15 protein-coding genes are annotated in these 13112 nt (G+C 42.0%); 5 read left to right on the forward strand and 10 right to left on the reverse strand.

What is annotated here, in order from left to right; translation table 11 throughout:
• Window positions 1–163: 163 nt before the first annotated feature.
• Both arsC and J6836_RS05470 read right to left on the reverse strand, forming a co-directional pair.
• A complete protein-coding gene (gene arsC, locus J6836_RS05465) occupies window positions 164–520 on the reverse strand; it encodes an arsenate reductase (glutaredoxin) (protein ID WP_219247514.1) in 357 nt (118 codons plus the stop codon).
• Window positions 521–530: 10 nt separating this feature from the next.
• Complete coding sequence (locus J6836_RS05470; protein ID WP_219247516.1) at window positions 531–1994, reverse strand: beta-barrel assembly-enhancing protease; 1464 nt, start codon at window positions 1992–1994, stop codon at window positions 531–533.
• Between the two features lie 196 nt (window positions 1995–2190).
• Between J6836_RS05470 and J6836_RS05475 the strand changes: the two genes are divergently transcribed.
• Window positions 2191–3255, forward strand: a complete 1065-nt coding sequence (locus tag J6836_RS05475) for an AI-2E family transporter (RefSeq protein WP_219247518.1) — start codon at window positions 2191–2193, stop codon at window positions 3253–3255.
• Window positions 3256–3308: 53 nt separating this feature from the next.
• Here J6836_RS05475 and bcp read toward each other — a convergent pair whose 3' ends face one another.
• Together bcp and J6836_RS05485 are read right to left on the reverse strand one after the other, a co-directional pair.
• Complete coding sequence (gene bcp, locus J6836_RS05480; RefSeq protein ID WP_206086558.1) at window positions 3309–3779, reverse strand: thioredoxin-dependent thiol peroxidase; 471 nt, start codon at window positions 3777–3779, stop codon at window positions 3309–3311.
• A gap of 14 nt (window positions 3780–3793) precedes the next feature.
• On the reverse strand, window positions 3794–4351 hold the full coding sequence (locus tag J6836_RS05485; protein WP_219247520.1) for a glycine cleavage system transcriptional repressor: 558 nt from the start codon (window positions 4349–4351) through the stop codon (window positions 3794–3796).
• 287 nt (window positions 4352–4638) lie between these two features.
• Here J6836_RS05485 and dapA point away from each other — a divergent pair, with 287 nt between their 5' ends.
• From dapA to purC, 4 genes are all read left to right on the forward strand, one after another.
• Window positions 4639–5547: a 4-hydroxy-tetrahydrodipicolinate synthase gene (gene dapA, locus J6836_RS05490; protein ID WP_219247522.1), complete on the forward strand. Its 909-nt coding sequence runs from the start codon at window positions 4639–4641 to the stop codon at window positions 5545–5547.
• 16 nt (window positions 5548–5563) lie between these two features.
• A complete protein-coding gene (gene bamC / locus J6836_RS05495; protein ID WP_219247524.1) occupies window positions 5564–6616 on the forward strand; it encodes an outer membrane protein assembly factor BamC in 1053 nt (350 codons plus the stop codon).
• A 192-nt stretch (window positions 6617–6808) separates the two neighbouring features.
• Entirely contained in the window at window positions 6809–7465 is a 657-nt protein-coding gene (locus J6836_RS05500; RefSeq protein WP_255586329.1) for a hypothetical protein, read from the forward strand.
• 438 nt (window positions 7466–7903) lie between these two features.
• On the forward strand, window positions 7904–8617 hold the full coding sequence (purC, locus tag J6836_RS05505) for a phosphoribosylaminoimidazolesuccinocarboxamide synthase (RefSeq protein WP_219247526.1): 714 nt from the start codon (window positions 7904–7906) through the stop codon (window positions 8615–8617).
• 53 nt (window positions 8618–8670) lie between these two features.
• On the opposite strand, the gene J6836_RS05510 is transcribed toward purC, so the two are convergent.
• From J6836_RS05510 to J6836_RS05535, 6 genes are all read right to left on the reverse strand, one after another.
• Window positions 8671–9471 carry an energy-coupling factor ABC transporter ATP-binding protein gene (locus J6836_RS05510; RefSeq protein ID WP_219247528.1) on the reverse strand — a complete coding sequence of 267 codons (801 nt, stop codon included), beginning with the start codon at window positions 9469–9471 and terminating at the stop codon, window positions 8671–8673.
• Window positions 9458–10321 (reverse strand): energy-coupling factor ABC transporter ATP-binding protein, encoded by an 864-nt coding sequence (locus J6836_RS05515; protein WP_255586330.1) that lies wholly within the window; start codon window positions 10319–10321, stop codon window positions 9458–9460. The genes J6836_RS05510 and J6836_RS05515 overlap by 14 nt, the downstream gene beginning before the upstream one ends.
• Window positions 10312–11016, reverse strand: a complete 705-nt coding sequence (locus tag J6836_RS05520) for an energy-coupling factor transporter transmembrane component T (protein ID WP_219247529.1) — start codon at window positions 11014–11016, stop codon at window positions 10312–10314. The genes J6836_RS05515 and J6836_RS05520 overlap by 10 nt, the downstream gene beginning before the upstream one ends.
• Window positions 11017–11598, reverse strand: coding sequence for an ECF transporter S component (locus tag J6836_RS05525; RefSeq protein ID WP_219247530.1), 582 nt, complete (start codon window positions 11596–11598; stop codon window positions 11017–11019).
• Between the two features lie 36 nt (window positions 11599–11634).
• On the reverse strand, window positions 11635–12060 hold the full coding sequence (locus J6836_RS05530; RefSeq protein ID WP_219247531.1) for a PPC domain-containing DNA-binding protein: 426 nt from the start codon (window positions 12058–12060) through the stop codon (window positions 11635–11637).
• Between the two features lie 355 nt (window positions 12061–12415).
• Window positions 12416–13060: an epoxyqueuosine reductase QueH gene (locus J6836_RS05535; protein WP_219247532.1), complete on the reverse strand. Its 645-nt coding sequence runs from the start codon at window positions 13058–13060 to the stop codon at window positions 12416–12418.
• Window positions 13061–13112 lie beyond the last annotated feature (52 nt).

The raw sequence follows: 13112 nt of genomic DNA on the forward strand, positions 1-13112 counted from the left end.
TAAAAGTGATTTTATTGAAGCAATAATAATTTCAAATATAGTGGGCTTTTTCACTGCTTTTTTTTTAACCATACTGAGCTATATGGAATATAAAGGTCAGAAATAACAAAAAACCAGTCTTAATTTTTCAGTGGGACTGGTTTTTGCTTATTAAGAGGGATTTTTACAAAATCCCCAACACTTGCTCAGGTGGGCGACCTAAACGGGCTTTATCACCATTAACCACAATAGGGCGTTCAATCAATTTAGGATTTTCATGCATAGCTTTAATGAGTTGATCCTGCGTTAAACTGTCATCGCTTAAATTCAATTCTTTATACAGGTCTTCCTTCGTACGCATTAATTGACGTGCATCTTTAAAACCTAACATTTTCAGTAACTTTTTAATCTCTACAGCAGTCGGTGCCGTTTTTAAGTATTCAACCACCGTTGGTGCGACCCCTTTTTCTTCTAAAAGTGCTAAGGTTTCACGGCTTTTCGAGCAACGCGGGTTATGGTAAATCTTAATTGAATCCGTCATTTTTAAGTCCTTACGGTTTTGCATTTTCATCACGTAATTGTAGTTTTCTCAATGCATCGATACGTGCATCGTAGCGCTGTTGTTCATAACTGCCTAAACGGCTTTGGCGGCTGGCATCACTTAAGTAATTGATTGCCGTGTCATAACCACCACGCAGTGCGAGGCCTTCGGCATAAGCAGCGAGTTCTTCTGGGCGATTGCCTTGTTTTGCTGACGCTTCAGCCAATAAATCCCAACCAATCGGGTCATCCGGGTAATCAAAGGTGTATTTATTCAGCAGTGTAGTGGCTTCTTTATACTGATGGTTGTTGATTAACGCATTCGCCAAGTTAACGATAAATACCGTGTTTTTCGGTGATTTTTTCAGTGCAGTTTGCAGACGTGTAACAGCTTTCATTGCTTGGTTTTGTTCAATGTCGATATCGGTCATGCTATCGATAAACCACGGGTTATCCGGCTGTTTATTTAACAGCTCAGTGAGGATTTTCCCTGAATCTGCATATTTTTTATCCTGTGAAAGGATCAGCGCCTTGCCATATTGCGCGGCGAGTTGTTCGTTTGACGTGCCTTTTTCGTAATTTTCAATGATCTGGTCAAGGGCATGTTTTTGGTCTGTGCCATACATGGCTAAAATACGGACACGGGCCAACATAAAATCTAAAGATGAAGGTACGCTAACTTTGGGTAATTGGCTTGAACGGTTACGCGCATCCGCTAAACGGCTGTCGGGAAGGGGGTGCGTTAATAAAATTTCAGGTGGTTTAGACATATAGCGGGTTTGGTCAGCCATAGTTTGCATAAAATCTGCCATCGCATGAGGGTCAAAACCCGAACGACGCAATGTTTGCAGGCCAATACGGTCTGCTTCTTGCTCATTCGCTTGGGTGAAACTGATCATCCCTTGTTGCACACCCGCCATGGTACTTGTCAGTGCAGCAAAACCCGCTTGTGGGTTGGCCATCACTAAAAGGAGTGAGCCAATTGTCCCTGCAATGGCTAACGGCGTGGTGCTTTTTTGGTCTTCCATCATTCGTGCAAGGTGTCTTTGCGTGACGTGGGAAATTTCGTGCGCCATTACCGATGCGAGTTGACTTTCATTTTGGCTATAACGGAATAAGGCAGAATGCAGCACCACATTGCCGCCAAAATAGGCATAGGCATTGATATTTGGGTTATTAACTAAATAAAACTTAAACGGAGTTTTAACTGAGTCGGCATTCTTCACTAAGCGCATGCCAATCTTGTTAACATATTGAGTTAACAGGGGATCGTAAATAAGTGGTGTGCTGGCACGAATTTGCCGAGTGATAGCATCACCCATAATAATTTCTTGATTAATACTGAGCGTGCCACCGGCAGTGGTACCGATGTCGGGTAAGGTATCTTCAATTGCGCTATAAGCAGGCAAAACTGCACCATTTATGAGTGCAGCGATCATGAAAGCCAATAATGGGTATTTCAATTTTTTTTTCATGAAACGTGAGTATCCCATACAACGTTTAAAATTTAGGGTAAATACCGACTTTATTTCGAGTCTATAAGTACAAGGCATTAAATAACTCGAAAAGTTTAAAACACATGATAGCAAAAGCTATCGTAAAATCTGTTATTCGGTATAATTTTCGATAATTTAGGAACTGTCCTTCGCATTAATTCCTCAGGAGCAACACATGCTGGAATTGTTTTTACAATGGTACCGTCGGCGTTTTGCCGATCCACAAGCCGTGGCACTGTTTACATTACTTGTCTCAGGTTTTGTGATCATCTTCTTTTTCAGCAGTATACTGGCTCCGTTGCTGGTGGCAATTGCCTTGGCCTATTTACTTGAATGGCCAACAAATATGTTACAACGCACTGGGTTATCCCGCGCTCTTGCGGTGAGTATCATTTTGACCCTGTTTGCGGGAATAAGTGCCATGGTAATTTTAATTATTGCGCCAACAGCATGGCAGCAAGGCATTAATTTGATGTCCGATCTGCCAAACATGGTTAACCGCTTCAATGAATTTGCACAAAAATTACCTGAGCAATACCCTGCATTAGTTGACGTGGGAATTATTGATATGATGGCAGACAACCTGCGTAGTCGTTTGTCAGGGATTGCAGATTCAGTGGTTAAAGCGTCAGTGGCATCTTTAATTGGGATCTTCTCCCTCGCCGTATATTTAGTGTTAGTGCCATTAATGACCTTTTTTCTACTAAAAGACAAAGAACGTATTAGCCGGAGTTTCTTAAAGTTGCTGCCCAAAAACCGTTTGCTGGTGGGGAAAGTTTGGGTTGAAATGAACGAACAGATCACCAATTATCTGCGTGGTAAAGTAACGGAAATGGTGATAGTCGGCGTCGCAACATATTTATGTTTCGCCTATTTTGATTTGCGCTATGCGGTATTGTTATCGGTACTTGTGGGTGTCGCGGTACTCATTCCCTATATTGGTGCAGTCGCTGCCACTATTCCTGTTGTCATTGTCGCGTTGTTTCAATACGGCATTGGCAGTGAGTTTTGGTATTTGATGTTAGTTTATTTGATCATTCAAGGGCTGGATAGCAACGTTGTGGTGCCATTACTGTTTTCAGAGGCCGTAAACTTACACCCATTGGTGATTATTTTGTCTGTAGTGGTATTTGGCGGGTTATGGGGCTTTTGGGGGGTTTTCTTTGCAATACCATTAGCAACTTTAATTAAAGCGGTTATCCATGTTTGGCCAGAAGAGCAAGTAGAAGCGGCTAAATAAGAAATCAATCATAGTGCTGTATGGGATATACAGCACTATTGAATTATAAAATATTATGCGTTTGCGTTGATGTACGCGAGAACGATTTCATGGTGGTTGGTGGTCTTGAAATCATCAAAAACGTGTTCGATTTTCCCTGTTGGGTCGACTAAGAAACTAATACGGTGGATCCCATCGTAGGTTTTCCCCATAAATTGTTTTTCGCCCCAAACCCCAAATTGCTCGCACACTTGGTGGTCTTCATCGGATAACAGCGTGAAATTCAACATTTCTTTTTCAGCGAAACGCGACAGTTTCTCTGGTTTGTCTGTGCTAATGCCTAAAACTTCGACGCCTTTTGCTTTGAGTGTATCCATCTCATCACGTAAGCCGCACGCTTGAACAGTACAGCCGGGAGTCATCGCTTTCGGGTAAAAGTAAACTAATACGCGCTGACCCTGGTAATCAGAAAGATTGATGATCTCACCATCTTGGTCAGGAAGGCTAAATTGTGGCGCCTTATCACCGGCTTTCAATGGGTTCATTACATATATCTCCGTTAACTCTGCATATTGGGGTTGTTAACAATACTGATGTTGCCTTTGGCATTTAGCATTGTACATAGTTGTTGAAATTTATTCTTTATAATTATGCCATTGTCGTCCAACGGGTCATGTGCAGTAATCTGAATTTCCAGTTGAGCAGGCATATCATTATTGGCTGGTTGTGTTTTAGAAACAAGTTCTGCGATATTGCATTGTGAAGTTGTAAATAAATTTGTGAATTGCTCGACAATTCTAGGTGCATCATCGACAACGACATTCACAGTAACTGTAGATGGGTAATAGGTTATTTGAACACTTTGCGTCCGCTTCATGACGATCAGTAAGTCGAGTTCAGCGCCCTTGGGTGGTAAAATTGCCTCAAGCAGGGCAATTGCATTCCAACTTCCGGATAACATCATAATGAAAGTAAATTCCTTGCCAAACATCGCTAAGCGACTATCTTCAATATTACAGTCGCACTCGCTAACAAGGCGTGTAATAGTGTTCACAATGCCCGGACGATCTGTTCCCAGCGCAGTAATGACAAGAAATTGCTGTTCAGTCTTAGGCAAAGTCTATTCCTTATTTTTTTGATTATGTCAGTTAAACATTTGATTAGAATATAGCCTTAAAACAAGGCTATAAAAAACTGACGTACACTATGGATAAGGAAAACATAAAAAGTGACATCTGCCAAGAGGCGTCATTCACTCTTGCGAGAAAAGTCAGTGAATTATTACTTCTATTTAAGTTAACTACGCTGGCATTAACAAAATTCATTAAAATCTTGCTGTTGGGTGGTTTTCTTCTTGGAAATGAAAACGTAACATGGAGGTTCAATTATTTAAGGGGTATCGCTATGGCTAATGGAAACGCAAACTACAAAGATTTTTTAACGGGAAGCATTGTTGCCGTTATCACACCAATGGATTCAGCTGGGCGCTTAGATAAAGCAAGCTTAAAAAAATTGGTCGATTACCATGTTGAAAGCGGCACAACAGCCATCGTTTCTGTTGGTACTACCGGTGAGTCTGCAACTTTAACGCATAAAGAGCACGTGGATGTCGTGAAAGCAACGTTAGAGCTTGCTGATGGGCGTATCCCGATTATTGCAGGGGCGGGTGCGAACGCAACTGCAGAAGCAATTTCACTGACAAATGATTTTGAAAACAGTGGTGTAGTTGCTTGCCTGACTGTAACACCCTATTATAATAGGCCTTCTCAGGAAGGGTTATATCAACACTTTAAAGCAATTTCAGAAAACACGAGCTTGCCACAAATTCTTTATAATGTACCATCACGTACAGGTTGCGATATGCTGCCAGAAACTGTGGGTCGTTTAGCAAAATTGGCGAATATTGTCGCAATTAAAGAAGCGACAGGGAACTTAGCACGTGTTCATCAAATCAAAGAGCTGGTTGATGATAATTTTGTGCTGCTAACCGGTGACGATGCGACCGCACTTGATTTCATGCAACTGGGCGGAAAGGGCGTTATTTCAGTAACTTCGAACGTTGCTGCCGCGCAGATGGTAAAAATGTGTGACTTAGCGCTTGCAGGCAAATATACTGAGGCGCGTGAATTAAATAAAAAACTGATGGGCTTACACCAGCAGTTATTTGTTGAACCGAATCCAATTCCAGCGAAATGGGGTTGTCATCGCTTAGGTCTGATTGCAGATGGAACATTACGGTTACCTATGACACCGTTAACTGCCGCAGGCCAGCAAAAAGTTGAGGACGCTTTAAAACTCGCTGGGTTACTGTAAAATTTAGGGAATTTTAATGGCAACATTATTGCAAAAATCGAAGGTTATGAAGGTTGCTGGCCTGTCACTTGTTGTGTTACTGGCAGCCTGCTCCAGCGATCAGCGCTATAAACGTCAGGTCAGTGGTGATGAGGAATATCTTAACGCCGCGCCATTGAAAGTGTTAAATGTGCCGCAAGGGATTACATTGCCTGCACAAAATGGCGAATACGACATTCCAAAAACCACGTCAACAGGCCCTGTTGGAAAAGCGTTGGATATTCGTCCACCAGTACTGACGATTTCGCAATTAGCGGGTTCGCGCACGGAAGATAGCGCCGATGCAAGCCGTTTGTTGTTAGAAAATACACCTGAAAACAGTGCTTTATGGTCACAAGTTACGATGATTTTAGAGCAACGAGGGATCCCTGTTTCCTCAAAAGATGACGGTACGCATTCCATTGAAACCAATTGGGTAAAATGGGATCGTGCAGATGAAAACGTCCCAATGGAAAGCCGCCATAAAGTGTCAGTTAAACCTGAAAATGGCATGATTGCCTTGACGGTAACGAGCTTAGGCATGCGCCAAGGGGATGAAACCATTACGGATGTCGTTGAAATTCAGCGTTATAACAAATTGTTATTAAATGAATTAACCGACAACCTGTATGCGTTACGTGATACATCGAACAAAAACAGCCTGCAAAACGCTTATGGCATCATTGATGTGCAAACTGGCAGTGATGACACTGGTTTACCACTGATTGTTGTCCGTGCACCGTTTGATGCTGTTTGGGAACGTTTACCACATACCTTAGAAAGCGTAGGGATGAAAGTGGGTGACCGCACGCGTTCAACGGGTTCAGTGATGGTGACTTACAAAGGCTTAAGCAGTTCTGAGTGGCAAGCGCTGGGCATTGATGACCCAACAGTGCCTGAAGCAGACTATAAAGTGCAAGTGGGTGACTTAAACAACCGTAGTACGTTGCAGTTTATTTCGACAAAAGGTGTTGCGTTAACGCAGAAACAAAATGACGAAATGGTTGCAGCATTAAAAGCGGCGTTTAGTAAAGCTCCTGCAAAGAAATAATCACGTCGTTTTGGTCGTTAAAAATAGAAACCGTGGCTCTGTTAGCCGCGGTTTTTTTATGGATAAACAAATAATAATGTTCGATTATCCATATTAATAATCGATACAGCTAACGCATATTTTGATGAATTTATCATCAGCAATTTTTCGGATATACTTCATTTAATATCAATAACTCTTCAGAGGCGAAACGTGCATAATCACTCGGCAAAACCCATAAAAAACGGTAGCAACGATATTATGCCAAGAAAGATTTCAGGGACGGAATTTAACCAAAAATTACGCATCACCCGCCGAAATGTTGAAGACACGCTACATTTTTTAGCGGAAGGTGTGAGTAAATTTGTACTTCCTAATTTTGCCTTACCTGAAGGCTATCAGTTAGTGAAATCAAAAAAGAAGGATCAGTACCGCTTAATTGCAGAAGGCGAGAAGCCTGAAACGGTTTACTTGGTTGAACTGCGGTTTCGGCAGGATATTGTAATAGGGAAAACCACGTGTACTCAGGTTAAAGTGTGGCGCAGTAGCGCATATAACCATGTTGAAATAATTAAAGATTTACCTCGTCAATTTTTCATTAACTTACTTAATTCTTATTCCATTATGGTTACTGATGAAGAACAAACCGACGCTGGGCAGCGTTTTTGGGAAACGATGATCAGTTGGGCTTTTAGTCAAAATTATTTTGTCTACGCCTCTAATGGCGAAGAAGAAGAGAGGCCCCTTGCCCGTATTGCGAATATGGAGGATTTTTACCTTAACTGGATGGACGTGTACTGGGGAAAAGACAAAGATATTCATCCACATAAGTTAGTTGTTATCAGTCAATCAGCATTGAATCAGTCCTAATAATAACTCTGATTATTAATTGGTTTATTTATTATTCATCTTTCTTTTGTTATCAAAGATATAGTTAACTAATTAGTTATTAGCAAATTAAAGGTTGATACTTCATTTTAACTCATCCCATTATTAACGATAACTTTAGATAGAGAAAAACAAATGGACAAAAAATCAGTGTTTATCGCTAAGTAATCGTTTGCGTCGAGCGTGAAATTTTATTATCATAATAGGCATTGAAAGATAAAATATTGAATATCAGTAGGTTAGATAATTGATATTGTTTGATGGCTAACTGACTGAAACAGAGCAAAAAACTAACGGCGAAAGGGTGTTTTTACCCATTTTGCATCTTCCGTTAATTTTGTGTTCTGCAAAACAGCGTCACAAAATCTATTCACATATTGTTATTCTCTATAGTTTAATCACATCTCTGGAGTGTGTAAGATGCAAAAGAAAGCTGAGTTGTATCGTGGCAAGGCAAAAACTGTCTATACCACTGAGGATCCTGATCTGTTAGTTCTGGAATTCCGTAATGATACATCAGCACTCGATGGTGAGCGTATCGAGCAATTTGACCGTAAAGGCATGGTCAATAACAAGTTTAACCACTTCATTATGAGCAAGTTAGAAGAAGCGGGCATTCCAACACAAATGGAAGCATTACTATCTGACACCGAAGCACTCGTCAAAAAATTAGACATGGTGCCCGTTGAGTGTGTGATCCGTAACCGTGCCGCAGGCTCACTAGTGAAGCGTTTAGGTGTTGAAGAAGGGATGATTTTAAACCCACCATTATTTGACCTGTTCTTAAAAGACGATGCTAAACATGACCCAATGGTTAACGAATCTTACTGCGAAACCTTTGGTTGGGTGAGTAAAGAAAACCTCGCCAAAATGCGTGAACTTAGCTACAAAGCCAACGATGTATTAAGCAAGATTTTTGCAGATGCAGGTTTGATTTTAGTCGATTTTAAACTGGAGTTTGGTTTATTCAACGGACAAGTGGTTCTGGGTGATGAATTCTCCCCAGATGGTAGCCGTTTATGGGATAAAGAAACCTTAAATAAAATGGATAAAGACCGTTTCCGCCAAAGCCTTGGTGGTTTAATCGAAGCTTATGAAGAAGTTGCGCGCCGCATCGGGGTTCAATTAGATTAATTATTTCCTATAAATAGAACGACTTTAGCCTGCTTAGCAGGCTATTTTTTTATTTAATCATGGTGAAAATTTTTAACCCACGCATTAGGTGTGACTGATTCAGATGATAATGCCAACGTTTGGCTTAATGAAATCAAGGTTGGAGCAGGGAGTTCAGACTCAACCTGTAACACATTATGATTGAGCACCTCAATCGGTAAACCATCAGCAATCAGTTTTCCATGGGATAAATGTAGCACCCGTTTAAAATGACGAGCCACAAAATCAAAGTCATGGCTAATCGTCACAATAGTCGTACCTTTATCTCGTTGTAAATTCAACCAGTTTTCAAACCGCTGCATCCATAATGCATCAAAATCGCGGCTTGGCTCATCCAGCAAAATGAGTGGTGGAGAGACCGCCTCTAAGCAAGCAACTGCAACCATCCTGCGTTGCCCTGCGTGAAGGTCAAGGGGATGTTTTTCAGCTACATCAGCTAAGTGGCAAGCCTCCAGCGCATTTTGTACGCGTTCTGCAACGACCTCTTTTGCCAGCTTTTGCCGCTTTAGCCCGAAAGCAACCTCGGCTTTAACCGTGCTGTGGAAAATTTGCTTTTCAGCCTCTTGGAATAGGATGCCAACGTGGTTAGCGCGTTCTGGAGCCGCTAACTGGGCAAGTTGCTGACCATGTAACCGTAAATCCCCTTGATTAGGGGATAATAACCCAGCAAGAAGCCGCAAGAGTGTGGATTTCCCCGCGCCATTATCACCGACAAGCGCAACCCATTCTCCAGTTTCGATCTTGAACGATAAATTAGCGATATTATTGATAGTTGAGCTTGGCCAGCGGTAACTTAAGTCATTAAGCTCTAGCATATAATTCCTTAAACGCATTCACTAATTGAGTTTCATTTCGAGGGATTGCGCTTTGCCATTTGCCAAGTTTGACTAACTCACCAACCACGCGCCATGCATCGGGCATATTAATCGTGGCAATTGAGCTCGGAAAAATGGTGTCTAAAGAACCACTGGCGAGCATTCTTCCTGCCTCCGAAAATACATTTCCTGTACTTAACAACAGAAAATTGTCACAAAAGCCAATAGAAGGTAATAAATTACGCTCAAATAATATGACGCAGCAATTTGTTTGCATTGAATAGTGTTTCAGTTGAGTCAATAGGCGCTGGGTCGCACTGGGCGTCAAGCGACTAAAAGCCTCATCGAGCAACAATAATTGTGGGCGCATAGCAAGAGCGCTCGCCAAAACAACACGTTGTGCTTCGCCACCAGATAAGGTCGCGGGGTGCCGATGCCTGAGAGGCTCACAAAACGTGAAAGCGATGGCATGTTCGATGCGTTGGGTAATTTCATCTTCGCTAAGGCCTAGATTTTCGGGGCCAAAGGCAATCTCTTGTTCAACTGTAAATGTGCAGCCTGAAAGTTGTAAATGTGGTGATTGCTGAATAAATTGGCGCGTAACAGACGCTTGGACTAATGAGTTATTGACTAGCGGTTGCTGCAAGACTTCGGTTGTGCCTGTTAATTCACCGTGTAATAAATCCCCATGCCAACCGGCAATAAGCTGAGCTAACGTGCTTTTTCCACTGCCATTTCCGCCCAAAACGCAAAACCATTGCCCCGCATTAAGTTGGAGATCAATGGGCCCAAGTAAAGGTTGTTGCGCACCTTGGGGAATAAAGTGCATTTGCTGTAAATTTACCACCACAGAGCTAACCCACCTTCAATAAATATCATTAATAACAGGGTGTAACGTAATACAACTTGCCTGAGGTTATCCACTGGCGGGTTTAAAGTTGTGCGTTTGGCGCTGTAGCGAAAAGCATGCATATCCAGTGCTGCGCCACGAATAGTTAACTCGCTTAACGTATTACTGGCTAAGGGGAATAAAATGGCGGGTAATGAAGTGCACCGTTGCCAAAAATTACCGTCAAGGGGAACGCCTCTTGCTAACTGTGCTTCACGGATAATACTCAGCTGTTGCTTAAGTTGTTCAGCAAGCAATAGAGGCCCAGCAAGAAGGTAAGAAAAGCTAGCAGGTAGCCTGCTAGCGAACAAAGCACGGATAAACCGCTCGGTTGGAACATATTGTAGCCAGATTTGGGAAGCACTGATGATGGTGAGTAGCTTAAACCATAATGCTAATGCGAACTCAGGGCGGCTATTTTTCAAAGTTTCACCCGTCAGTAATTGCGCTAACCAGCCCCCGTGTATCAGCCATAAACCTAACCCCATCGGGAGCATAAACCACGCGACAAATTTCCAGCGAAAGCGAGCGGGTTGCCACAATAATAAAGCAATAAACGTGCTACACCCCAGCAGAACCAATGGCCAGCCCAGCGGTAAGAATAATGAACTGGCACTGAGCCAAAACCATGCGGTTAGTGAGGTAAAAGGGTGCATTTAGCGCACCTTCGCCATATTAGGGTAGTTACGTTGCACGCGTTCAGGTAATTGACGAACCAGTAGCCAAGCGACCAGCGCTGAGATTATTTTATCAGCAATATTTGCGCCTAATACCGTAATTGCGACGGATTCAAGTAAGTTATCACCCACAGCATGGAAATAAGCGACAAAGAAATCTGCGCCGCTACCTGTTGTTCCACCAAACAAGTATGTACGAATTGGCACTGCAACAATCATTAATGCAAAGGTGATGACTACACCCGATAAAATCACTCTTGGTAATGTACGAAATCCACCTGCTCGCGCTAATAGGCCAGCGCTTAACCCAATCATCATTGCGACGGGGGCAAAAGCTGCTGCAATAGGCCCGCTTAATAATCCCCACAATAAGTTAGTGAGTAGGCCACTGGTTAATGCGGCCCAAGGCCCCGCGAGTAATGCACAAATAATCGTGCCTATAGAATCGAGGAAAATCGGCAGTTTTAACATGGAACTTAATTGGCCAACAACCATGTTAATCGCAATTGAAAAAACAATTAGCGTCAGTGTACGGCTGGAAATAAACGATGACTTACTCATAAGAAAACCATTCCTTGCAAAAATAAAATATGAAAATCAACGCGAAATAACAATAAGCTCTTCGTAACCTGAAAGAGCACAGGGTTCTCGTGTAAAGGTGATGTTTTCAAGTTCACCAATAACTAACTCTAATGTGGTTCTAACGCTACAGCCTGGCATCATATGGCCACCCCGCATGTGACCTTTTTCATCAGAAACGGATAAATGGAGATGCTCACCATTGGCTTCTAATGTGCCAATTAACGAGACAATTTCGAATTTTCCACTGATATGGTCGGTGTCTTCTTGCCCAGCAAAGCGTAACGCAACATTTGTTAAGCTCCCAACGCAACCAGCAATAAATGCGGCTTGGAACCCATGCAGGGCAATGTGTTTCCTTAGTGTCAATAAAACGTCTTCACCTGGAAGCAAACGGATAGCGATAAAACGCGCGTTTGAATAAGGGGATAATGTTTGGGTCATGTTTTCAATCCTAGAGCTGAAATTGTGCAGAATGTCGCACAACCATGTAAAACATTAAAATGATAAATAATGCTAGGTTATAAGTTTTTGTGTATTGATTACTCAGGGGTATTATACGCAATAATCGCTGGTTTTCTGGGGAGTAGGACATTTGAGGCAAACTTCAGGAAAACACACTGCAAGTTGGTGTTTATGGTGTGGAAAATCAAAAAAAAGGATAAGTTAAAAATTAAAGAGTGATAAATATTCCGAGAATTTAACTTAAGTTTTTCTCTGGGTGTGAAAAACCAGCACAATCATGGTTTATTTTTACATTTTGCTGGTTTGCCATGGATTATGCTGGGAGGGAAATTTGCTATGGTGTGTAATACAGAACGCCTATTTTAATAATATCTCGCCCTTGGGACTTTCGATGTTTATTTGTATCTCTCAATGAGTAGATGCAGCCACAGTATTCTTGTTGATAAAACTGTTCACGTTTACTTATTTCGATCATCCGGGCGGAGCCGCCTTTTTTGCGCCAATTATAGTCCCAATATTCCATACCTTCATAAGGCGCAACGGCACGTTTCCCGCAATCATTGATTTGCTGCATATCTTTCCAACGCGAGATCCCAAGTGAACTGGAAATCACAGAAAATCCATTTTCGGCGGCATACAAAGCCGTGCGCGCAAAACGCATGTCAAAACACATTGTGCAACGGATCCCGCGTTCAGGTTCATCTTCCATTCCTTTCGCGCGTTCAAACCAATTATCAGTATCATAATCAGCATCAATAAATGGAATATTATGTTTTTGAGCAAAGCGAATGTTTTCTTCTTTGCGGATTAAATATTCTCTTTTAGGATGGATGTTAGGGTTATAAAAGAAAATTGTATAATCAATACCAGAGGCTTGAATAGCTTCCATGACTTCCCCTGAGCAAGGGGCACAGCAGGAGTGCAATAACAGTTTGCTGGCATTTGCAGGTAAAGTGAGTTTTTCTCGAGTTATATTCATAAAAATTTCTTATGTTGAGTCTGTTTGCTGGCAGTATAAAACAATCAGATAG

This window comes from Providencia sp. R33 (assembly GCF_019343475.1).
Classification (GTDB): Bacteria; Pseudomonadota; Gammaproteobacteria; order Enterobacterales; family Enterobacteriaceae; genus Providencia.